Source organism: Schaalia sp. ORNL0103 (assembly GCF_019429565.1).
GTDB lineage: Bacteria > Actinomycetota > Actinomycetes > Actinomycetales > Actinomycetaceae > Pauljensenia.
This window is the reverse complement of the sequence record NZ_JAHXSA010000003.1, coordinates 194,083-216,606: the sequence shown is the minus strand read 5'-3', so window position 1 is coordinate 216,606 and position 22,524 is coordinate 194,083. Positions and strand designations below refer to the sequence as shown.

Sequence of the window (22,524 nt, the reverse complement as noted above, 5' to 3'; positions counted from 1 at the left end):
GAGCGATCGATACCGGGAAAGGCACCCCTGCCTCGTCTATGTAAGGACAATCATACTCTCGCGCGCCTTGAGGTGACCTAGGTCCCTTGATGCGTGTATCCTTACCCCTGGTAGCGACCCGCTGGTGGGTCGGTCATCGCAAACACGGAAGTTGAGGACCACGATGGTCAAGTACGTATACGACTTCTCCGAGGGCGACAAGTCCATGAAGGACCTCCTCGGAGGAAAGGGAGCCAACCTCGCCGAGATGACGAAGCTCGGTCTGCCCGTTCCCCCCGGCTTCACGATCACCACCGAGGCGTGCCGCGCATACCTCAAGGAGTCGACGGTTCCCGAGTCGCTTGCCACCGAGGTCACCACCGCCCTGCGCGGCGTCGAAGACCAGATGGGCCGCCACCTGGGCGATCCCTCCGACCCGCTCCTCGTCTCCGTGCGAAGCGGCGCCAAGTTCTCCATGCCCGGCATGATGGAAACCGTCCTGAACATCGGCCTCAACGATAAGTCCGTTCTCGGCCTTGCTGCCGTTAGCGGTAACGAGCGCTTCGCGTGGGACTCCTACCGCCGCCTCATCCAGATGTTCGGCAAGACCGTTCTCGACATCGACGGCGACCTCTTCTCCGACGCCCTCGACGAGCTCAAGGCCGAGCGTGGCGTGAAGGGCGACACCGAGCTGACCGCCGAGGACCTCAAGGGCCTCGTCGACACCTTCAAGGGCATCGTCAAGGAACAGACCGGCAACGACTTCCCGCAGGACCCGCGCACCCAGATGGACATGGGCATCGAAGCCGTGTTCCGTTCCTGGAACACCGAGCGCGCCCGCATCTACCGCCGCCGTGAGCGCATCCCCCACGACCTGGGCACCGCCGTCAACATCTGCACCATGGTGTTTGGCAACATGGGCGAAAACTCCGGCACCGGCGTGTGCTTCACCCGGGACCCCTCCTCCGGCCACTCCGGCGTCTACGGTGACTACCTGGAGAACGCGCAGGGCGAGGACGTCGTTGCGGGCATCCGCAACACGCTGGCCCTGTCCGACCTCGAGCGCATCAACAAGCCCGTCTACGACGAACTGCGCGCCATCATGCGCAAGCTCGAGACCCACTACCGCGACATGTGTGACATCGAGTTCACCGTCGAGCGCGGCAAGCTGTGGATGCTCCAGACCCGCGTCGGCAAGCGCACCGCCGCCGCCGCGTTCCGTATCGCCACCCAGCTCCTGGGCGAAAAGCTCATCACCCGCGACGAGGCCCTGGGCCGCGTCACCGGTGACCAGCTCACCCAGCTGATGTTCCCGCAGTTCGACGCCAAGGCCGAGAAGGAGCTCATCGCTCGCGGCATGGCCGCCTCCCCGGGCGCCGCCGTCGGCAAGATCGCCTTCAACAACGCCCAGGCCGTCGAGGCCGCCGAGAAGGGCATCAAGACCGTCCTCGTGCGTCGCGAGACCAACCCCGATGACCTGCCCGGCATGGTCGCCGCCGAAGGCGTCCTGACCGCCCGTGGCGGCAAGACCTCGCACGCCGCCGTCGTCGCCCGCGGCATGGGCAAGACCTGCGTGTGTGGCGCCGAATCCCTCGTCATCGACGAAGCTGCCGGCACCGTTACCATCGGCGACCTGGTCCTCACCGCCGACGACACCATCGCCATCGACGGCCAGACCGGCGAGATCTTCCGCGGCGAGGTCCCCGTCGCCGACTCGCCCGTCACCACCTACCTCGCCGAAGGCCTCGAGGCCGGCATCGCCGCCGCCGGCGATGACCAGGGCACCCGCGAGCTCGTCGAGGCCGTCGACAAGCTCCTCGCCCACGCCGACAAGGTCCGCCGCCTGCACGTGCGCGCCAACGCCGACACCCCCCTCGACTCCAAGCGCGCCATCGCCTTCGGCGCCGAGGGCATCGGCCTGTGTCGCACCGAGCACATGTTCCTCGGTGAGCGTCGCCCGCTCGTTGAGCGCGCGATCCTCTCCGCCCCCGATTCCGACGAGCGCCAGGCCGCGTTCAACGAGCTCGAGAAGCTCCAGAAGCAGGACTTCCTCGAGATGCTCGAGGTCATGGACGGCAAGGCCATGACCGTGCGCCTCATCGACCCGCCGCTCCACGAGTTCATGCCCGCCCTCATCGAGCTGGAGACGAAGGTCGCCGTCGGCAAGGCCACCGGCACCCTCGACCCCGCCGACGAGGCCATGCTCGTCGAGGTCCGTCGCATGCACGAGCAGAACCCCATGCTGGGCCTGCGCGGCGTGCGCCTGGGCATCTACCTGCCCGGCCTGTTCGCCCTGCAGATGCGTGCCCTGTGCGAGGCGGCCGCCGACCTCGTGGCCCGCGGCCTCAACCCGCGTCCCGAGATCATGGTTCCGCTCGTCGGCTCCGTGCGTGAGCTCCAGCTCGTGCGCGAGGAAGGCGAAGGCATCATCGCCTCCGTCGCCGAAGCCCACGGCGTGGACCTGTCCGGCGTCTCCATCGGCGCCATGATCGAGCTGCCGCGCGCCGCCATGACCGCCGAGGACCTGGCTGAGGAAGCCGACTTCTTCTCCTTCGGCACCAACGACCTGACGCAGACCGTGTGGGGCTTCTCGCGCGACGACGTCGAGGGCGTGTTCTTCCCGCAGTACATCGAGGCCGGCATCTTCGGCGTCTCCCCCTTCGAGTCCATCGACGTCCACGGCGTGGGCACCCTGGTCTCCGAGGGCGTGCGCCGCGCCCGCTCCACCAAGCCGAACATCAAGCTCGGCGTGTGTGGTGAGCACGGTGGCGACCCGCAGTCGATCCACTTCTTCCACAACGTGGGCGTCGACTACGTGTCCTGCTCCCCGTTCCGCGTCCCCGTTGCCCGCCTCGAGGCTGGCCGCGCCGCGGTCGAGGATCACGTGGACATGACCGCCTGATTGCTGGTGGCGCTGTTGTGAACGGCGCTGACCTGCGCCGTGCCGCTTTGCTGAGCGGCGCTGCGTGAGCGTGACGAGGCCGTGGCCGGGAAACCGGTCGCGGCCTCGTTTCGTTGGGGGTGCTTGTTGTGGTGCTGCTGTGTGGCCCCACGGGTGTTCCGGGCGCCGGAGGCCCCGGCCGCTGTGTGTGCCGGTGGGCGGCGGCCCGCCCGCGAGACGTCCGCGCTGCGAGCTTCGCTCGGCGCGTCGCCTCGAAGCCCGGCCAGGCCCCGCCGCCGCCCACCGGCACCGCGGCAGGTCTCTTCGGCGCCCTCCACGCCAGTGGGGCCAGGTCGCTGATGTGTGGCTCTGCGCGTCGTCTCGAAGCCCGGCCAGGCCCCGCCGCCGCTCAGTCATTTCGCACGTAATTCCCCTGCGACTGTTTCAAACACTGAATTCAGATCGTTGGAATTGCAACGTTTTCGGACTCTGTTGAAACTTTGTCCAATCGAATTACGTGCGAGATTTCGGGGGAGCTGTTCCTGCCGTCCCAGATATTTCGCATGCAATTCCCTTGAATGTGTTTCATGGTTTGAAGTCTGATCGTTGAAATTCTGCGGATTATGGGGTCATGGTGTGGATGGCCGATGTGGAATTGCATGCGGAATTGAGGGAGTTCCCTTTTCCGTGGTCGAGCTTGTTGTTCAGGGGCATTGCGCTACTTGGACAGGCATTGCACTGCTTAGTTGCCAGTGCAATGCGGCTCTTCATAATTGAGGGTGTAGTTGGGGTCTGAATCCTCCGGTTTCGAGGAGTGCTCGGGTGATGTAGTGGTTGAGGTTTCGGAATCCGAGTGCGGATCCGCGTAGGTGTTCGAGGCGGCCGTTGATGGCTTCGGTAGGACCGTTGCTGGTGTGGGGATGATCGAAGTAAGCCAAGATGTCTCCGGCTCTGCGTTTGAGCGTTCTGCCCAGCGTGATGAGCTCGGTCAGGCCCCTGGGTACGCGCGTGGAGGTCAGTGTGTTGATTTCGGCTTGCATTAGGGCCTTGCCGCGGATTTTGTGGGGATCGCGGTAGCTGTCGATGATGTTCTGGTAGACGCTCCAGGTGACTTCGAGTGCGACGTGGCAATCGCTGGCGAACAGATCGGCTAGCTGGTGTTGCTGGCGTGGGGTGAGCAGGCAAGATCTGGTGTGTAACATCCTGCGAGCCTTGTACAGGGGATCCGTGGCCCGCCCGCGCCGATGGTGAAGTTCTTGCTGAATGCGCCTGCGGCACTCATCGAGAGCATCACCGGCCAGGCGCACAACGTGGAAAGGATCCATGACCGCCCTCGCGTCTGGGAGCTCTTCGGCGGCGGCGCTCTTAAAGCCGGTGAATCCATCCATCGCGACGATCTCAATGCGCTCGCGCCAGGTGTCGGGCTGGGAGGCCAGCCAGGTTTTGAAAACCCGCTTGGATCGGCCCGGAATCATATCCAGGAGCCGGGAGGGACCACGACGGTCACGTATAGGAGTCAAGTCCAAGATGACGGTGACGTATTTGTCCCCGTATGGGGTGTGTCGCCACACGTGTTCATCCACGCCAATGACACGCACCCCCTCGAAACGATCAGGATCATCGATGAGCATGCGCTGGCCTTCACCTAAGATCGCGGTATTGGCAGTGTTCCACGACACGGCCAATACGTCGGCGACGCGCGCCACCGTCAGATGATGGACCACCAGGCCCACCAGCGCCCAGCGCACCGCCGCACGCGAGAGCTTCGCACGCGGGTCGGCCGCTGCACTCATGTTTTGACGCCACACGTGAGCACACTCTGGGCAGCGGTAGCGGCGCACGCTCACGTGCAACATGGTGGGGTGCCACCCGTAGGGTACGTGAGCCAAGCGCCTGACCACCGTGTCACGTACGACGCCCTCACCCCCACACTGTCGGCACCACCGATCCTCACCCACTACCTTGCAGGCCAAGACGGTCCGATCGTCTCCTACACGTTGACCCATCACTTCCAGTCCTAGGTCATCCAGGCCCGTGAAGGCGCTCAGATCAGGGCGATCAAAGGTAGCATTGGACATGTCGAGGTCTTTCAGATGGACGGTGTCGCAACCCCCATCATCGGAAGACCTCGACCTCTACCCGGCCACGACACGCCCAACCCCGCATACCACCCCCACACCCTCAATTATGAAGAGCCTGCAATGCTCTGCTATCTGGTGCATTGGTCCTGTATCTAGTGCATCGCTTGCCCATGTGGTGCAACGCGTTGCCGGGCTGAAACCGCTGTCACCTTTGCGACCTTGTCTGAGCGCTGGCTTGAAACCGGTGACACCTTTGCTCGGGGAAAACGTGGGTTTTTCGGGTGTTGAGGGCTCGCATTGGCGATGGCGGTTTCATTGGTCAGCTCGGTGAGGCGAGCAGTGGTGCCGTCGGTTTCACCGGCCAGCTGGGCGGCGGTAGCAGCGGTGGTTGCGGCTTTATGTGGTCGACGTGAACGTTGTCGTAAGTGGCTTGATGGCTTCAATCCTGCGAAGTTGTCACGCCGAGTGTCAGAGAAAATGCGCCGTGCTCCGCTGTTTCAATAAGTCTGCGAGAAAAAGTTCGCCCTGCTCGGCTTGCTGTCGTCAACAACGAGACAAAATTCGCCCTGCACGCGCAAAATAAGCGAAAAAGCGGTATTTCGAGCGAGCTGGGCGAATTTTGTATCGAATATGAGGTCTCCCGGTTCTTGCTGGGCGAATTTTGTACCGAAATGCGCCCGCTTGCTTTGTGCTGGGCGAGTTTTTTCGTGGAAGTGCCGGTGTTGGGGCCGTGCTGGGCGAGATATTTTAGGCTGACTGGCACTGCGCCCAGGTTTTGGAGGCGTCGCGGCGCCCTCCACGCCGGTAGTGGTGGGGGCACCCCGCGAAGCCCTTGTGCACTGTGTCGCCCGCGTGTTGGACCCTTGTGTCGTGCAATTCCCCGCTGCACGGTGCCGCATCCGTTTGTGTGCGCGCGGGGTTCCCTCGGGTGCTGATGGCGGCGCCAATCCCCGTTGTACGCGCGAAGCGGGCATAACAAAACCGCCCGGCGCGCGGCCGGGCGGGGGGGTGGAGCGGGCGACGGGAATCGAACCCGCCTCTGAAGCTTGGGAAGCTTCCATTCTACCGATGAACTACGCCCGCAATTCATCGTCCCGAAGGAATCGACCCGTCGATCATATCGTCACGCCGGATGGCCGCGCAACCGGCGTTGGTTGGGCATGTGTGGGAGTGTTGGGTCAAGTCCTGTGGAGTGGTGTAATCGTTTTGTGTCCTTCGGGTTGGGTTATGCGCTGAGTTGGAGTGGGGTGTCCTCCTGTTGGGTGGGTTGGGGTGTGAGTCGTGATTTGGTGAGGATGTCGAGGCTGAGGTAGCGTCGGCCTTCGGCCCATTCGTCGTTTTGTTCGGCGAGGACGGCTCCGACGAGGCGGATGATTGCGTGGCGGTTGGGGAAGATTCCCACGGTGTCGGTGCGTCGGCGGATTTCGCGGTTGAGGCGTTCATTGGGGTTGTTGGACCAGATCTGGGTCCATACCCCGGTGGGGAAGGAGGCGAACGCGAGGACGTCTGCCCTGGCTTGATCGAGGTGATCACACACGGCGGGGAGCTTGTCGTGGACGTAGTCCAAGAGCCGGTCGTATTGTGCGTTGACCGATGCGGCGTCGGGTTGGTCGTACACCGAGTGCAGCATCGCTTTGACGGCGGGCCATAGTGCTTTGGGGGTGACCGACATGAGATTAGCGGCGTAGTGGGTGCGGCATCGTTGCCAGGTGGCTCCGGGCAGGTTGGCGGCGATGGCTTCAACCAGGCCCAGATGGGCGTCACTGGTCACCAGGCGCACGCCGGTCAGGCCCCGGGCGACCAGGTCAGAGAAGAACTCCTTCCAGGCTGGAGCGGTCTCACTGGTAGATACGCGTACCCCCAGCACTTCGCGATGTCCGTCATTGTTGACTCCAGTGGCAACCAGGACCGCGCACGAGACGACGCGGCCTCCTTCGCGTACTTTCATGGTGAGCGCGTCAGCGGCGACGAAGGTGAAAGGCCCGGCATCGTGGAGGGGGCGGTTGCGGAACTGATCGACGTGTTCGTCTAGGTCTGTTGCCATCCGTGAGACCTGGGACTTGGACAGTCCTGTGATCCCCAGGGTTTTGACGAGCTTGTCCATGCGGCGCGTGGATACTCCTGCTAGGTAGCAGTCAGCGACCACTGTGATCAAGGCGCTTTCGGAGCGTTTGCGGCGTTGAAGCAACCACTCTGGAAAGTAGGTACCTGAGCGCAGCTTGGGGATCGCCACGTCAATGGTGCCGACCCTGGTGTCCAAGGGCCGGTGGCGATACCCATTGCGCTGGGCCTGGCGCTGCGGATCTTGTTGACCCCACTGGGCCCCGCACACCGCATCAGCGTCCGCTGATAACAACGCGTTGATCACGTGCTGGAGCAAGGAACGCATCAAATCCGGGGATGCCTGGGACAACGCCTCGCCAAGCATGCCAGCAGGGTCGATAATATGAGGAGCGGTCATCGTTGTGCCTCCAAATCGTTTCGAGTCAGAAGTAGAGAGCTTTCTCGAAGGATCACACGGTGACCGCACCCATATCAAACGAGCCGACCACCACACGGTTACACCACTATGCGGGACGCTACTGAGTGTTGGGCGGAGAGTGCGGTCATAAGTCGTGATGGAGCTGGGCGGAGTGCGTGGGTGGCGGCACAGCCGGGCATCCTGTCACTGCACCACCGGTACGCGCCCGCGCGCCCGATACACTGAGGTCGCCCAACCGATTGGAGTTCCCATGCCTCGTCCCGTGGTGGCCGCCGCGATCGTTGATTCCCTGAGCGAGCCCACGCTGCTGCTCGCCTGTTCGCGCGCCTACCCGCAGGAGTTGCGCGGCCAGTTTGAGCTGCCCGGTGGCAAGGTCGAGGACGGCGAGGATCCAACAGTTGCCCTCACGCGCGAGATTGCCGAGGAGCTCGGCGCGCGCCTGACGATCGGCGAGCGCGTGTGTCCCGAGGGTGGGCAGTGGTGGCCGATCCTGGGCGGACGCGTCATGGGTGTCTGGCTCGCTGAGGTTGCACCGAACTCGCAAGAGCCGCGCGTGGGTGCGTCACACCTTGAGGCCAGGTGGGTGCCCCTCGCGGACCTCGCCGCGCTTCCGTGGATTGTCGCTGACCTGCCGATCGTCGAGGCCGTGGTCGCCCGCTGCGCTCGCTGACGTCTGCACGCTCTCCCATTTGACGACACATAGGGGCGGAGTGTCAGAATAGGTGTATGCCGAAGATTATTGGCGAGTCCCTCGCCTCTCACCGCGAGCTGACTCGTACGCGCCTGTTTGAGGCGCTCGGGTCGCTGATGGCCGAGCAGGCCTTCGAGTCGATCACCATGAGTCAGATCGCTGAGCGTGCGGGCGTTGGGCGCACCGCGGTCTACAACCATTTCGCGGACAAGGAAGTGCTCCTGCTTGCCTACATGCGGCAGGTGACCGAGGAATTCACGCGGGTGCTGACGACACGTCTCGAGTCTGAGCCGGATCCGCTCATGCGTCTGCGCCTCTACATCCGCGCGCACCTGCAGATGATTGGCCGCTACCACGTCAAGGCCGGCACGGGCCTACGTCGTCAGATGTCGGGCCAGGGTGCCTCGCATCTGCATGATCATGCGGGGCTCGTCGGTGAGCTCCTCATTGGGATCCTCGACGAGGCCATGGAACGTGGACTGATCGTCGAGCAGAACACGCTGGGTGCGGTGCACCTGATTCATGCGACGCTGCAGGGGCAGCGTCTGCCTCAGGATCCGGCGCATCGTGAGTCTGCGCTGCTTCTGGTCGAGACCTTCATCTTGCGAGGCTTGGGCGCCTCGGAGGAGAATGTGTGTCAGGTCACCGCTTCCTCTCTCGCTTTGGGGGAATAGAGGACGCGTCGCGCCCGTTGAATTAGACAGTTCACGCGAGGCCCCACGGGCCCGCCCCAACGACCGTCGGGCAAGCCGGCGATAACAGGAGAAACATGGCTACCGTTACCCTCACGCAGGAGAACTTCGAGCAGACCGTGTCCGCCGGCGGCATCGTCCTGGTGGATTTCTGGGCGACCTGGTGCGGCCCGTGCCGTCAGTTCGGCCCCATCTTCGAAGAGGCTTCCGAGAAGTACCCGGACATTGTGTTCGGCAAGATCGACACGGACGACCAGCAGCAGCTGGCGATGGCCGCGCAGATCACCTCGATCCCGACCCTCATGGTCTTCCGTGACGGCATCGTTGTGTTCCGCCAGTCCGGCGCGCTGCCGCTGTCCGCACTCGAGGACCTGATTTCTCAGGTCCAGAACCTTGATATGGACGAGGTTCGCAAGCAGATCGCCGAGATGGAGGCGAAGGAATCCGCCGAGTGATCAGCTCGTGAAAAAGGCCCCGAGGCAGCGCGCCTCGGGGCCTTTTCGTTTGTGGTGGCGGCACGATCGCACGGGTGTCGTGCCGGGAGATGGGTGATGAGTGCGTAGGTCGCGCCGCTCGGAAGGTGTTTAGCGAGTCGCTTGCGCCGGTCGGCGGGTGATCAGTTCGCGGTCGGCGTGGTTGCCCACCATGAAGGAGTACTCGCCGACGATCTCGAATCCGTGGCGCGCGTAGAAGCGTTGCGCCCCGTAGTTTTCGCTCCACACGCCGATCCACAGGGTGCGCGGACCGTCGCGTTCGAGCCACTCGAGCGCAGTGTTGAGCAGAGCCGTGCCGCGTCCGCCGCCCTGGTGCCCCTGGAGGATGTAGAGGCGCTGGATTTCCCCGTCGCCGGGCGCGACGTCCGGGTGGGGCAGGTGGGCGGGGCATGCGGTCACGTAGCCGATCGGGGCTTGGGTCGCCGACGAGGCCGGGGCCTGGCCTCGCGGTTCTGGTGCGTTCGGGTGGTCGGTGGGGGAGGAGGAAGGAACCCCGGCCTCGTCAGTCGCGTCCTCGAAGAGGAGCCATGTCGCCCGGTTGGGGTCCTCAAGTTCTGTCCGCAGGATGTCGGGCGCGTAGGCCTCGTCGAGGAAGGCCTCGAGGTCAGCGGGATCGTAGAGGTGCTCGAAGGTCTGCGTGAAGCAGGTGCGCGAGAGGGCGGAGAGTGCCTTGGCGTCTGCGGGGGTAGCGCGGCGGATCATGGCTGCCTTTCGTCGGTTCATCACCCATCGTAGGGGCGAGGCGACGCTGCGCCCAGCGGGCGGGACGGACCCTGAGAAAACCCTGAAAGGACGGGGATAGCGTTGCTGCGTGAATGAGGTGCACCTTACAATTGGGCAACGCCGTTCATCGAAGGAGACGCACGTGGCACACAAGACCCGCACCGCCCAGGTGCTCGATATTGTCAAGGTTCTTGCCTGGGTAGTCATCGCCGTGGCCTTGGTGAAGTTCGCCTTCTTCCCCGCCGTTCAAGAGGATGAGGGCAGCGACGGGATGGACCCGGGTGGTAACTTCGGGCAGATGACAATCCCCGTGGGGCGTGCGGACATCACCAATACGGTGAGCGTGACGGGGACGATCCAGGCGGATGAGCCGGTGGTGGCCCGCGCGACCCTGGACGGCAACGTCGTGCGCACCTTCGTTAACGATGGTGACAAGATCTCCAAGGGTGACGCCATCGTGCAGATCCGCAAGGAATTCCCCGGCGAGACCCGTCAGGTGACCGACGAGGAAGGCAACGTGAGCGTCGAGACCTCCGAGCCGACCTACAAGTACGAAACCGTTGTCTCGCCCGGTGATGGAACGGTGTCGACGGGCGTACTGGTCGGCCAGCAGTTCGCGATCGGCGACACGGTTGCAACCGTCGCGCCCGCGACCTTCTCCGCGGTCGCTTCCCTGAGCGCGGACCAGATGTATCGCCTGCAGGACGCCCCGTCGACCGCGACTGTCACCATCAAGAACGGCCCCGCGCCCTTCGAGTGCTCGGACGTGAAGCTGGTGAGCCCGACCAGCAAGGCCCAGAACCCGAAGTCGAACACCGGGTCCGATAACGGCGCCTCGTCCTCGACGGACCTGAAGGCCCGCTGCGCGATCCCCTCCGACCAGACGGTGTTCGCAGGCCTGCAGGTCACCCTCGAGATGACGGCGGGATCGGCGACGGGCGTCCTCGCGGTGCCGATCTCCGCCGTCGAGGGCCGCTACCAGTCCGGCTCCGTCTACCTGCCGACCTCCGACCCCTCCAAGCCCGAAAAGCGCGCGGTGACCCTGGGCATCACGGACGGCAAGATGGTCGAGGTCAAGGAAGGGCTGACGGAAGGCGAGGAGATCCTCGAGTTCACCCCGACCTCGAACAAGGACAACCAGGACGGCCAGACCGGCCCCTACGGCGGCATGGACTCCGGCATGGTTGGAGGCCCGGGCGGCGCGGCGGGCACGCAATGAGTCTCGTGTGCCTGCGGGATGTCACCCGCACGGTGACCCTGCCTGACGGGGAGGATTTGCACATTCTGCGCGGCGTCAACCTGGATGTCGCGGAGGGTGAGCACGTCTCCATCGTGGGCCGCTCGGGCACGGGCAAGTCCACGATGCTTAACATCATTGGCCTGCTGGATACCCCCACCTCGGGCACATACGAGCTGGACGGCGTGGACACCACGCGCCTGGGGGAGGGGCGCCGCGCGCGCATGCGCGGGGAAGACTTCGGCTTCGTGTTCCAGCAGTTCAACATCTTCTCGGCGCGCACGGCCGCCGAAAACGTCGAGGTCCCCCTCCTGTACGCCCCCGGCCCCCAGCTGCTGCGCAGGCGCTCGATTGCCGTCGACATGCTTGAGCGCGTGGGCCTGGGTGAGCGCGCCGACTCCTACCCGGGCGAGATGAGCGGCGGCGAGCAGCAGCGCATCGCGATCGCGCGCGCCCTCGTGCGCCGCCCGCGTGTCATCCTCGCCGACGAGCCGACGGGCGCCCTCGACCCGGACACGGGCAGCGTCGTCATGGCCCTCCTCGAGGAGGTTGCCCGCGAGTCCAACGCCGCCCTCATCGTCATCACGCACGACATGGCCGTGGCAGCGCGGGCGCAGCGCGCCTACGAGCTCTACGACGGCACGCTGCACGAGGTCGAGGATCCTTCCGCGCTCACGCACCGCGCGGAGGCCGGGCACTCGGGCGACGAGGCTGGGGCTGGGCAGGAGGGTCAGCAGTGAACGCCGTTAGTCAGATCCTGGGCGCGCTCATCGAGGCCTGGGGCGAGGTCAAGGTCCAGAAGGCGCGCGTCGTCCTCTCCCTCGTGGGCGTGGTCGCAGCCGTGGCCGCCATGACGATCGTCATCGCGCTCGGAGACCTGCTCCTGCAGTCCTCGCGCGAATTGGCGGAACTGTACGAGGGACGATCCGTCACCCTGCGCCTGACCCCCGAAAGTTCCTCGAACGCCTCGGAAGGACCGGCTGCGGGCGGGCCCTATCAGGACGCGTCCGATCCCGCCTCGGCCACCGGCGCGCAGACGGTGAAGCGTCCCGATGAGAAGGACACGCTCGGCGAGGCCATGGGCACCCTGGCAGAGCGCACGGACATTCACTACTGGTCGCGCTTCTCGAGCGGCGGTGGTGACATCGTCGAAACTCGACAGGCCCGATCCAGCGGACAATTCCGCGGCTACCCCCTGACGAACATCGCCGACATGGTCGATGGCGTGACCTTCCAGGGTGTGGACCCCTCCTACGAGGTCATCTTCCGCACCCGCATGCTTGCCGGACGCTGGGTCGTGAGCAGCGATGCCGACCAGCGCCTGGTTCCCGTCGTCATCTCCGAAACTCTATGGAATCAGCTGGGACGCGCCCCCATCGACCAGGTTCCGATCGTCCTGCACACGAGCGACGGAACCGCGATGCGCGTCGTCGGCATCACCAAGTCCAAGAGCTCCTACGACATGCCGACCGTGTTCGCGCACTACGACGCGGCGCGCGTCTCCTTCCCACAGATGAGCTCTCCGTCCATGATCGCGTGGGTGGGCACCGAGAACGCCGACCAGGCTCGCGAGAACCTGCCGCGCGCCCTGGCCTCGATCCTCGGTGAGGGGTGGAAGGTCTCCATCTCCGGCGGCGAACACGAGGACATTGGCGAGGAGCAGCTCGGCACCATCTCGAACGTCATCATGGTCATCGGCGGCATCATCGTGTTCCTGGGCGCCCTTGGCCTGCTCAATGTCGCGATCGTGACCGTGCGCCAGCGCGTGCGCGAGATCGGCATCCGTCGCGCCGTTGGCGCCTCCGCCGCGCGCGTCTTCTTCGCGGTCTTCATGGAGTCTGTCGTCGCCACCTTCGTCGCCGGCGTCATCGGCGTGGGTATCGCGGTCGTCGTCGTCCGATTCCTGCCCCTGGAGGCGCTCAATATCACCCTGAGCGACACCCCGGCCTTCCCCGCCGGCGCCGCTATCGCCGGCGTCGCCATCTCCACGAGTATCGGCGCCCTGTGCGGCATCATTCCGGCGCTCGCGGCCGTGCGCATCAAGCCGATCGACGCGATCCGGTACTGATTCATCGACGAGGCCGTGGCTGCCTCCCGGGTCCGCGCGCGGCGGCGTGGGTGCCCCGGCCTCGTCGCGAACGTTATTGGGGGAGCGTGACCCGCTTGGTGTCCTCGTTGTAGACGATCATGCCGTCCTTCAGGAGTGCCCGGTAGACGCGGGTGGGCTGGTAGCGGTCGCCCCCGTCGATGCGGGCGGCGTCGAGGACTCGCCGTTTCGTGAGGCCGTCCGTGCCCTCGAAGTGGGCGGTACGCAGGGCCTTCATGATGCGTCCGCGCGCCTGGCGGTCCGTGCCTGCGTAGGGCTGGGGCGTGGGCCGCTTCTCGTCCTTGGGGAATCCGGCGAGCGCCCACGCGCAGTTGTTGGAGATCGGGCACTCATCGCACGACGGGCTGAGCTGCGTGCAGACCAGGGCCCCGAATTCCATGAGCGCCAAACTCACCTCGGCCGCGCGGTGCCCGTCTTCGGGCAATAATTCGTCGGCCCGCTTTGTTTCCGCTTTCGAGGGCGTGGTGTGGGGAGGAAACTCTCGTCCGTCCAGAAATCTGACCAGCACGCGACGCACGTTCGTGTCCAGGACCGGCACGCGGATCCCGTGGCGGAAGGCGAGCAGCGCGGATGCAGTGTAGGTGCCGACGCCCGGCAGGAGGGTCAGGTCCTTGAGGGACAGGGGGACTTCTCCGCCGTGCTTCTCGACGATCGCGGCCGCGCAGGCCTTGAGACGCAGGGCGCGGGAGGGGTATCCGAGGTTTGCCCAAGCCACAATGATGTCGGCGGAGGATGCGGCCGCCACGTCCGCCGGCGTGGGCCAGCGTTCCATCCATTGAAGCCAGATCGGCTGGACGCGTGCGATGGGCGTCTGCTGGCTCATGATCTCAAAGACGAGGGTCCCCCAGTCGGAGACGTCGGCTGCGCGCATTGGCAGGTCACGCTTGTGTGTCGCGAACCACTGAGGCAGGTCGCAGTGGAGTACGCGTGCGGTCTCTGCCGATGGATTTATGAACACTCAGTCAGTCTAGGGAACAAAACTTCGTCGTGACGAACGAAAGGAATTAAGATGTGAGATGCTGCATAAAAATGGGAGAATATTGTAAAATATAAAAGGGTCCGCTACCCTGACCATGTTTTCGAAAAACACCCCTGTGGGGTTCCATCAACACATAGGAGACAACATGTCCGCTCCTCAGCAGCCCTCTTTCAACGCCCCCGCGCAGGGCAAGTCCCGCGTGGTCGCCGGCCTCCTCAACCTGTTCCTCGGTGGCTTCGGTATCGGTGACTTCTACCTCGGCTACACCCAGTACGCTATCTACAAGATCGTCATCTCCCTCGTGCTCGTGGTGCCGGCCGTCGTCCTGGATCTTGGCTTCATCTCGACCATCTTCAGCCTGCTCTACTACGCGTGGGGCGTCGTTCTGCTCGTCGTGGCCATCATGACCTTCCTGGGCAAGTGGATCTACGAGAAGGACGCCAACGGCGTTCCCACCGTCTGAGTTGTGTTCGTGCGCATAGTAGGTGCGCGGTAACAACCTTCAGCGCGGGGCCTGGCATCATGCCGGGCCCCGCACCTTTTGTGGATCAGGGAGGGGCGCTCCGGGATTAATCAGGGACGTATCGGGGGTGGACCGGTTACCACTGAATGCCGACCCCACGCTACCCTGTACCGGTACGGCCATTTCGGCCCCCACGTCTATCGAAAGGCTTTCCCATGACGACGCCCGATCCGCAGGTCACCCCCTTCCAGCCTGAGGAACCCGCTCAGGTCCCCGCCCCCGAGGTTCCGGCCTCTGAGGTACCGGCTTTCCCCCAGGCCTCGGCCCCCGTCTACGACGAGGCCACGGCGACCCCCGGTACGACGACCTACGGCACTGCGTACGACGCTCCTGCGGCCGACTCCTACGCCCAGCCGGAGCAGGGCTACGGCGTCCCCGGCCCCGACGCGAACGCTCAGGGTGCTTACGGTCAGCCCGGATACGGTCAGCCCGGCTATGAGCAGGCTGCCTACGCTGCGGGTCAGCAGGCCTATGGTCAGCCCGCCTATGGTCAGCCCGCCTACGGTCAGCCCTTCGCTGTTGGCGCTCCCAAGCAGTGGATTGTCGCCGTGCTTCTGGCCTTCTTCCTGGGTACCCTCGGTATTCACAACTTCTACCTGGGCTACACCACGAAGGGCATCATTCAGCTGGTGCTGACGCTGACCTTCATCGGTCTCATCGTCTCCGGCATCTGGGCGTTCATCGATTTCATCATGCTCCTCATGCGTGCCGGTGACTACGCCACCGACGCTCAGGGCCAGCCCCTGCAGTGACCCCCTGAGGCTGTTGTCGCGGCGCTGAGTATGCGACAATCGAGTCATGCTGCTCAGTGACCGCGACATCAAGGCCTCCCTGGACTCTGGACGTATCCAGCTCGACCCGCTCGACCGGGACCTGGTCCAGCCGGCCAGCATCGACGTGCGCCTGGATCGTCTGTTCCGCCTCTTCGACAACCACCGCTACCCGGTGATCGATCCGGCGGCGGATCAGTCGGACCTTACCCACCAGGTCGACGTGGGCCCCGATCAGCCCTTCGTGCTGCACCCCGGCGAGTTCGTCCTGGGTGCCACCTACGAGCTCGTCACCCTCGGCAACGACATCGCTGCTCGCCTCGAGGGCAAGTCCTCCCTTGGGCGCCTCGGCCTGCTCACTCACTCGACGGCGGGCTTCATTGACCCCGGCTTCTCGGGCCACGTGACTCTGGAGCTGTCGAACACGGCGACGATGCCGATTCTGCTCTACCCCGGCATGAAGATCGGGCAGCTGTGCTTCTTCGACCTGTCCTCCCCGGCCGAGCACCCCTACGGTTCCAGTGGCCTCGGCTCTCATTACCAGGGCCAGCGCGGGCCGACGCCCTCGCGCACCCACGAGCGCTTTACGCGCACCCGCATCGAACGGTGATACCCGATGTCGGCTCTTCCTCCCCCTCCGCCCTCCCGGCTTGAACGCATGCGCGCCGAGCGTGCCGAGCGTGCGGCCCGCGAGGCGAGCTATCCGCCAGCACCGGATCCCGCTGAGCTGCCAGAGCCGCCCGCTCCCGAGCCGGCTGACCTGCAGGCACCGCCCCCGCCGGAGCCGCCCGAGCCGACGCCCGTCATGGGTGTTCCTCAGGTGCAGGTCGTGCCGCAGCGAAGCGCCGGTCACGAGGCCGACGTCGGCATCCCACCGGTGGCTCCCAGCCAGACGCGCACGGGCGTCATTCAGGGTGTTGCTCTGCCCGGCATGACGCCGCGCGAGCAGGTCACTAACAGGGACGAGGCCCCCCAGGCCGCGCCGGTGAGGCGTTCCCTCAAGGAGCGCATGGCCTCGGCCCCCCATTCGTTCGCGGATCCGACGCCGATGAGCGCGACGGACAACCCGCTCACCCAGACGAACGTCGGCCTGACGACGATGACTTCGACGGACGCTGCCTTCCAAATCGCGGCCGACGGTGAGGTGACGAGCGCTGAGGCCACCATCCCGATCGCCGCCGCCATCGAGGTGAGCGAACCCGCCGGCGTCATCGACCTGGACGTCGCGCGCGAGCATCACCTGTTCCTCGTCTCCGACGCGGTTGATCCCGCCGAACTCGAGGCCCTCGCGATCTCCATGTGGGACGAGGCCGGATGGATCGCCCCGGGACGCCTGCGCCTCTCCTCCGACGCCGAGCTGGAGGGCCCGTGGACCCTCGACCAGCCGACGCGCGCGGCGCTGGGCACCCCGGCCTCGCTGTCTAACGCGTGGGTCCTGCGCTGTCCGCAGGCGCCCGCCCGCCAGCAGAGCACCGGCGTCATGGGCGAGTGGGACAAGGCGTTCCCCGACGGCCTGCCCACGGGCCTGGAGTACCGCGTGCTCGAGGCGCTGCGCCGCATGGCCCGCCGCCTCGCGGGCGGACTGCGCATCGCGGGCAGTGGCTACGTCATGGTCCCCGACGCCGACTCGGCAGTGAACCTGACGGTGTATTCGCCGCGCTGGATCAACCCCGAGGACCTGCTCTCCGCGATGCGTGAGCGCGCCGGATTCGAGCAGATGAAGGACGCGCGAGACATCACGCCCGAGGCCCCCAAGCCCGTCCCGCTGACCCCCGCGCAGATCGCCCAGATCGAGAAGCTGAAGGCCGAGCTGGGCCCGGTTCGCAAGGACATCGCCTCCAAGATCGCCAAGGCCCGCGAGGAGCACGAGGCACAGCGCGACAAGCCGCAGGTCGTCGACGGCTACGCCCTCATGAGCCCGATCGGCCACCGCTCGGACATGATGATCGAGGTCCACGCCGTGCCCACGCCGCCGCGCGTCCTGCGCTGGGAGCCGTGGACGGCCGGAGCCATCATCGAATACCAGGTCCGCTGGCTGCCCACCTCCGCGCCGACGCCCGGCGTTGGTGCGATGAGCCGCACCGCGCGCCTCGAGCGCCTGCGCTCGACCCAGGACGTGGAGAAGGCCGCCGGAATGATCGCGACCCTCGTGGGCGGTAACGTCATCGACGAGGACGGCTTCCTCGTCGGCCTCGAGGAGATTTCACCGGAGGGTGAGGAATAGGTCGCATTCGTGGAAGGCGCGTTGCATGCCCGCTAGGGTATGTGTGTTTGCAAACCACTATGAACGAAAGGGCACAGCATGAAGCTCTCTGCACGCAACCAGCTCCCCGGCACCGTCGTTGAGGTTTCCGAGGGCGCCGTGAACGGCATCGTCAAGATCGAGGTCGCTCCCGGCCTGGTCATCTCCTCGTCGATTACGAACGCCGCCATCGAGGAGCTCGGCCTGACCGTCGGCTCCAAGGCCGTCGCCGTCATCAAGGCCTCCAACGTCATCGTCGGCGTCGAGGACTGATTTTCTTTCGTTAAAGGGCGGCCCCGCAGGAACACCTGCGGGGCCGCCCTCTTGTCTGGGGGATGTGCGTGCGGCGCACGCTGTGGGGTGCGCGCCGTGCGTGTGCCGCCTACTGCCCGCGCTTGACGGACTCGAGCAGCATGACGGCCACGTCCCGCACCTCCGGGAGCTTCGCACCCGACGACGCCGTGGCGGCGTCGTTGTTTGCGCCGCCCTGGTCGGCGTCGGAGGAGACGAAGCCGGCGGACGTGCCCGAGGCCGAGCCGAGCATCTGGGAACAGAAGGGGCAGGCCGTCGCGACGACGTCCGCGCCCGTGGCCGCGGCCTCGACGATGCGGGCGTCGGCGATGCGGGTCCCGCGCGTCTCCTCGAACCAAGCGTGCGCGCCGCCCGCGCCGCAGCACATCGCGCGGTCGCGGTTGCGCGGCATCTCGACGAGCTCCACGTTTGGCAGGGAGCCCACGAGCTCGCGCGGCGGCTCGTAGACGCGGTTGTGGCGGCCCAGGAAGCACGCGTCGTGGTAGGTGACCTTCAGGGGAGCACCCACCTGGGGAGCGTTGCCCGAGGGCTGTGCCCCGGCCTCGTCCGTGGGGGCCACCGGCGTGAGCAGGCCGTCGCGCACCAGGCGGTTGAGGAGCTGCGTGTGGTGGACGACGTCGAAGGAGCCGCCCAGCTCCGGGTACTCGCCGGCGATCGTGTTGAAGCAGTGCGCGCAGGAGACGACGATCTTCTGGGGCTTGGCTTCCTTGAGCGTGTCGATCGCCTGGGCGGCCAGCATCTGGAAGAGCGCCTCGTTGCCGGCGCGGCGGGCCGGGTCGCCCGTGCAGGACTCGCCCGATCCGAGGACCGCGAATGACACACCCGCGGTGTGCAGCAGCTCGGCGACGGCCGCGCTGGTCTTCTTCGCCGTGTCGTCGTAGGCGCCCGCGCAGCCCACCCAGAATAGGTAGTCAACCTCGGAGGCGTCCTCGATGTCCTCGCCGACGACGGGGATGTCGAAGTCCAGCTTCTTCGCCCAATCCATGCGCTTGCGGGCGGGCTGGTTGTAGGGGTTCGCCTTGGATTCCATGCCGCGGAACGCGCGGCCCAGCTCGCGGGGGAACGCGCCCTCCATGAGGACCTGGTGGCGGCGCAGGTCGAGAATGTGGTCGATGTGCTCGATGTCGACGGGGCACTGCTCGACGCATGCGCCGCAGTTCGTGCAATCCCACAGGACCTCTTCGGAGACGACCTCGGGGACCAGGGGAGCGGTGACCGCGGAGACGCCCTCGGGGCCGGTCGCGCCCGACAGGGACAGGGCGGAGACCAGGTCGAAGGAGTGCGGCGAGGCCGGCACGCCCTTGTCGAGGAGGACCTCGCCGTCGCCCAACTTCTGGTGGCCCTCCTCCTGCTCGACGATCTGCACGTTGGAGGCGGACTCCATGTGGTCGCGCAGGCCCATGATGAGCAGCTTGGGGGAGAGGGGCTTCTGCGTGTTCCACGCGGGGCACAGCTCCTGGCAGCGGCCGCACTCGGTGCACGAGTACAGGTCCAGGCGGGCCTTCCACGAGAAGTCCTCGATCGTGCCCACGCCGAGGACGGTGTCCTCGGGGACGTCGTCGAAGTCGTCCTCGCTGGTGACCGGCTTGCCGTCGATGAGCATGTGGTCGGCCGGTCCCAGGGACTTCGTGCCGTCGGCGTTGCGGCGCGTGTACAGGTTGAGGATCGCGACGAAGCGGTGCCAGGCGACGCCCATGCCGGTCTGGATGCCGACGACCGTCAGCCAGATCATGGAGGTGAGGACCTTGAGGGCGCTGACCAGCACGATCGCGTTCGCCAGCGAGGCGGCCGAGGAGGAAGCGGCGGCTGCGAAGAGCGTGCCGAGCCAGGCGGTGAGCGGGAAGTGCAGGGCGGTCGCGTGGGCCTCAAGGCCGGGCGTCACGCTGAACAGCGCGTATTCGAGGCCGCGCAGGGCCACGACGCACGCGCACACGATGAGGATGACCCACTCGACGAAGAGCGCCTGCCAGCGGGTCGAGCCCAGGAAACGGGAGGCCAGGCCGCGCGGGGAGGAGTCGCGCGGGTGGGGCGTGGCCAGGGACGAGGGCGGGGTGCCTTCCGGGTCGGCCGCGGCAGCAGCGGCGTCGGGATCGTCGTTGGAGAGGGCCGCCTCGGCGGCCGTGCCGCGCCCGGCGCGCTGGCGCACGACCATCAGGGCAACGATGCCGGCCAGGCCGCCCCACGCGAAGACTTCGGTGAGCCACTCCCACGGCGCGAAGTGGCCGAGGAGGGGCAGCGTGAAGGTCTGGACGCGCAGCTGCGCGTAGCCCGTGACCAGGGTGAAGAAGAGGATCGGGAAGGACACCATGACCAGCCAGTGGGCGGCCTTGATCCACGGGCGTCCCTTGAACTCGCGGTGCGTGAGGGCTGCGGAGACGACGCCCCAGAGGCGCTTGCCCACGGGGGTCAGGCGCCCCGGGTCGGGCGTGCCCGCCGAGACCGTGCGCCACATGTGCGTCAGGCCTCGCGCGAACGACAGGACGGCCAAGGCGCTCACCAGCAGGGCGAGTCCCCACATGATGGCGCTCAGCGTCGGATTGGCCACGTTTCCTCCTCAAGATTGCTGCACTCCATTGTGTCACCTCGACCCAGGAGAGACCGATTCTGCCCCGCAAAGCGTGCGCAATTACGCGCTGCGTACGGGCTCCGTCGCGCTCTCGTGTGCCCGCCACAACGTGGATTCATGTCACGAGGAGGGAAAAAGTGTGGGAAAGTGAGAGCGTGCTTCCCGTCTCGCAGCCAGACATGACACTGTCCGACCAGGAAATCTTCGGAGACGATCACCCGCATGATCACTGCGGCGTCTTCGGAGTGTGGGCCCCGGGCGAGGACGTTTCCCGCCTGACCTACTTCTCCCTCTATGCCTTGCAACACCGCGGCCAACAGAGCGCCGGTATTGCGACATCGAATGGCAAACAGATCCTCGTGTATAAGGATCAGGGCCTCGTGTCGCAGGTGTTCTCCGAGCAGTCCCTGCAGGGCCTGCGCGGCCACATCGCCCTGGGCCACGTCCGCTACGCGACGACCGGCGCGGACGTGTGGCGCAACGCCCAGCCGACGCTCGGCCCCACCCCCACGGGCACGCTCGCCCTGGGCCACAACGGCAACCTCACCAACACGGTCGAGCTGCGCGAGCTCGCTGCCGAGATCGCCGACGACGGCGAGGACTTCGAACGCGGCGCCTCCACCGATACCTCCCTCGTGACCGCGCTGTTGGGCATGGCCGACCGCATCCCCGGGCCGACCCCCTTCATCGCGTCCCCGTCCGTGACGCCTTCGAAGGCCGATGGGGACGAGGCCGCCCCGGCCTCGTCGGTGGACGACCTTGAGCCCGCGCCCCTCGTCGGCGCCGCCCTGAAGGTCCTGCCGCGCATCAAGGGCGCGTTCTCCCTGGTCTTCATGGACGAGAACACGCTGTACGCGGCGCGCGACCCGCACGGCTACCGCCCGCTCGTGCTGGGCCGCCTGGCCTCCGGCTGGGTCGTCGCCTCCGAGACCGCCGCCCTGGACCTGTGTGGCGCGACCTTCGTGCGCGAGGTCGAGCCCGGCGAGCTCATTTCGATCGACGCGTCGGGCGTGCACTCGCGCCGCTTCGCCGTGCGCCGCTCCAACACCTGCGTCTTCGAGTACGTGTACCTGGCCCGCCCCGACACGACGATCGGCGGGCGCCGGATCGTGGCCGCGCGCCACGAGATGGGTGCCGCCCTGGCGCGCGAGAACCCCATCGAGGCGGACCTGGTGATCCCCACGCCCGACTCGGGTACGCCGGCCGCGATCGGCTACGCGCAGGAGTCCGGGATTCCCTTCGCCCAGGGCCTCGTGAAGAACGCGTACGTGGGCCGCACGTTCATCCAGCCCACGCAGTCCCTGCGCCAGCTGGGCATCCGCCTCAAGCTCAACCCGCTGCGCGAGGTCATCGAAGGCAAGCGCCTGGTCGTCATCGACGACTCGATCGTTCGTGGTAACACGCAGCGCGCGCTCGTCAAGATGCTGCGCGAGGCCGGGGCCGCCGAGGTGCACATCCGCATCTCGTCCCCGCCGGTTGCGTGGCCGTGCTTCTTCGGTATCGATTTCCCGACGCGGGCCGAGCTCATCGCCTCGTCCATGAGCGTCGAGCAGGTCCGCGAACACCTGGGCGCCGACTCGCTGGCCTACCTGTCGATCGACGGCATGGTTGGTGCCACCGGACAGGGCACGTCCCTGTGCATCGGCTGCTTCACCGGCGAATACCCCGAGACGATCCCCGCCGGGACACCCGTGCCCGGAACCCCCGAAGCCACCCCCTGCTAACCTCCACGCCCGCGACGCAACCCCTGCGCCGCGGGCGTTTT

18 protein-coding genes and 1 tRNA gene are annotated in these 22,524 nt (G+C 66.2%); 13 read left to right on the top strand and 6 right to left on the bottom strand.

Annotation, left to right across the window (positions count from 1 at the left end; translation table 11 throughout):
* Nucleotides 1-163: 163 nt before the first annotated feature.
* A complete protein-coding gene (gene ppdK, locus JJJ16_RS09420) occupies nucleotides 164-2,881 on the top strand; it encodes a pyruvate, phosphate dikinase (RefSeq protein WP_219752471.1) in 2,718 nt (905 codons plus the stop codon).
* A gap of 746 nt (nucleotides 2,882-3,627) precedes the next feature.
* Here the strand turns inward: ppdK and JJJ16_RS09415 are convergent.
* The 3 genes from JJJ16_RS09415 to JJJ16_RS09405 form a co-directional block, all read right to left on the bottom strand.
* Nucleotides 3,628-4,938, bottom strand: a complete 1,311-nt coding sequence (locus JJJ16_RS09415; RefSeq protein WP_101602518.1) for an ISL3 family transposase — start codon at nucleotides 4,936-4,938, stop codon at nucleotides 3,628-3,630.
* 1,012 nt (nucleotides 4,939-5,950) lie between these two features.
* Nucleotides 5,951-6,024, bottom strand: a tRNA-Gly gene (locus JJJ16_RS09410).
* A gap of 142 nt (nucleotides 6,025-6,166) precedes the next feature.
* Nucleotides 6,167-7,402 (bottom strand): IS256 family transposase, encoded by a 1,236-nt coding sequence (locus JJJ16_RS09405; RefSeq protein WP_219752470.1) that lies wholly within the window; start codon nucleotides 7,400-7,402, stop codon nucleotides 6,167-6,169.
* A 271-nt stretch (nucleotides 7,403-7,673) separates the two neighbouring features.
* On the opposite strand from JJJ16_RS09405, the gene JJJ16_RS09400 reads away from it, so the two are divergent.
* The 3 genes from JJJ16_RS09400 (at nucleotide 7,674) to trxA (ending at nucleotide 9,261) form a co-directional block, all read left to right on the top strand.
* Nucleotides 7,674-8,093, top strand: coding sequence for an NUDIX domain-containing protein (locus tag JJJ16_RS09400; protein WP_219752468.1), 420 nt, complete (start codon nucleotides 7,674-7,676; stop codon nucleotides 8,091-8,093).
* 56 nt (nucleotides 8,094-8,149) lie between these two features.
* Entirely contained in the window at nucleotides 8,150-8,788 is a 639-nt protein-coding gene (locus JJJ16_RS09395; RefSeq protein ID WP_219752466.1) for a TetR/AcrR family transcriptional regulator, read from the top strand.
* 95 nt (nucleotides 8,789-8,883) lie between these two features.
* A complete protein-coding gene (trxA, locus tag JJJ16_RS09390) occupies nucleotides 8,884-9,261 on the top strand; it encodes a thioredoxin (protein ID WP_003791022.1) in 378 nt (125 codons plus the stop codon).
* A 129-nt stretch (nucleotides 9,262-9,390) separates the two neighbouring features.
* Here trxA and JJJ16_RS09385 read toward each other — a convergent pair whose 3' ends face one another.
* Entirely contained in the window at nucleotides 9,391-10,002 is a 612-nt protein-coding gene (locus JJJ16_RS09385) for a GNAT family N-acetyltransferase (protein WP_219752528.1), read from the bottom strand.
* A gap of 163 nt (nucleotides 10,003-10,165) precedes the next feature.
* Between JJJ16_RS09385 and JJJ16_RS09380 the strand changes: the two genes are divergently transcribed.
* Genes JJJ16_RS09380 through JJJ16_RS09370 form a run of 3 tightly spaced genes read left to right on the top strand, consistent with a single transcriptional unit; the run spans nucleotide 10,166 to nucleotide 13,328 of the window.
* A complete protein-coding gene (locus JJJ16_RS09380; protein WP_219752465.1) occupies nucleotides 10,166-11,242 on the top strand; it encodes an efflux RND transporter periplasmic adaptor subunit in 1,077 nt (358 codons plus the stop codon).
* Nucleotides 11,239-12,000, top strand: coding sequence for an ABC transporter ATP-binding protein (locus tag JJJ16_RS09375; protein ID WP_219752463.1), 762 nt, complete (start codon nucleotides 11,239-11,241; stop codon nucleotides 11,998-12,000). The genes JJJ16_RS09380 and JJJ16_RS09375 overlap by 4 nt, the downstream gene beginning before the upstream one ends.
* Nucleotides 11,997-13,328: an ABC transporter permease gene (locus JJJ16_RS09370; RefSeq protein WP_219752461.1), complete on the top strand. Its 1,332-nt coding sequence runs from the start codon at nucleotides 11,997-11,999 to the stop codon at nucleotides 13,326-13,328. The genes JJJ16_RS09375 and JJJ16_RS09370 overlap by 4 nt, the downstream gene beginning before the upstream one ends.
* A gap of 73 nt (nucleotides 13,329-13,401) precedes the next feature.
* Here JJJ16_RS09370 and JJJ16_RS09365 read toward each other — a convergent pair whose 3' ends face one another.
* On the bottom strand, nucleotides 13,402-14,238 hold the full coding sequence (locus JJJ16_RS09365; RefSeq protein ID WP_219752459.1) for an A/G-specific adenine glycosylase: 837 nt from the start codon (nucleotides 14,236-14,238) through the stop codon (nucleotides 13,402-13,404).
* 253 nt (nucleotides 14,239-14,491) lie between these two features.
* Here JJJ16_RS09365 and JJJ16_RS09360 point away from each other — a divergent pair, with 253 nt between their 5' ends.
* The 5 genes from JJJ16_RS09360 to JJJ16_RS09340 all read left to right on the top strand — a co-directional run bounded on the left by JJJ16_RS09360 (nucleotide 14,492) and on the right by JJJ16_RS09340 (nucleotide 18,154).
* Nucleotides 14,492-14,809, top strand: coding sequence for an NINE protein (locus tag JJJ16_RS09360; RefSeq protein ID WP_219752458.1), 318 nt, complete (start codon nucleotides 14,492-14,494; stop codon nucleotides 14,807-14,809).
* Between the two features lie 215 nt (nucleotides 14,810-15,024).
* Nucleotides 15,025-15,621: a TM2 domain-containing protein gene (locus JJJ16_RS09355; RefSeq protein ID WP_219752456.1), complete on the top strand. Its 597-nt coding sequence runs from the start codon at nucleotides 15,025-15,027 to the stop codon at nucleotides 15,619-15,621.
* 46 nt (nucleotides 15,622-15,667) lie between these two features.
* Nucleotides 15,668-16,249, top strand: coding sequence for a dCTP deaminase (gene dcd / locus JJJ16_RS09350; protein ID WP_003791007.1), 582 nt, complete (start codon nucleotides 15,668-15,670; stop codon nucleotides 16,247-16,249).
* A 48-nt stretch (nucleotides 16,250-16,297) separates the two neighbouring features.
* A complete protein-coding gene (locus JJJ16_RS09345; RefSeq protein ID WP_219752454.1) occupies nucleotides 16,298-17,863 on the top strand; it encodes a hypothetical protein in 1,566 nt (521 codons plus the stop codon).
* Between the two features lie 78 nt (nucleotides 17,864-17,941).
* Nucleotides 17,942-18,154, top strand: a complete 213-nt coding sequence (locus tag JJJ16_RS09340) for a TOBE domain-containing protein (RefSeq protein WP_021611900.1) — start codon at nucleotides 17,942-17,944, stop codon at nucleotides 18,152-18,154.
* A 109-nt stretch (nucleotides 18,155-18,263) separates the two neighbouring features.
* Here the strand turns inward: JJJ16_RS09340 and JJJ16_RS09335 are convergent, their stop codons facing one another.
* Nucleotides 18,264-20,738 carry a (Fe-S)-binding protein gene (locus JJJ16_RS09335; RefSeq protein ID WP_219752452.1) on the bottom strand — a complete coding sequence of 825 codons (2,475 nt, stop codon included), beginning with the start codon at nucleotides 20,736-20,738 and terminating at the stop codon, nucleotides 18,264-18,266.
* Nucleotides 20,739-20,914: 176 nt separating this feature from the next.
* Here JJJ16_RS09335 and purF point away from each other — a divergent pair, with 176 nt between their 5' ends.
* Nucleotides 20,915-22,483 carry an amidophosphoribosyltransferase gene (gene purF / locus JJJ16_RS09330; RefSeq protein WP_219752450.1) on the top strand — a complete coding sequence of 523 codons (1,569 nt, stop codon included), beginning with the start codon at nucleotides 20,915-20,917 and terminating at the stop codon, nucleotides 22,481-22,483.
* The last annotated feature ends 41 nt before the right edge of the window (nucleotides 22,484-22,524 follow it).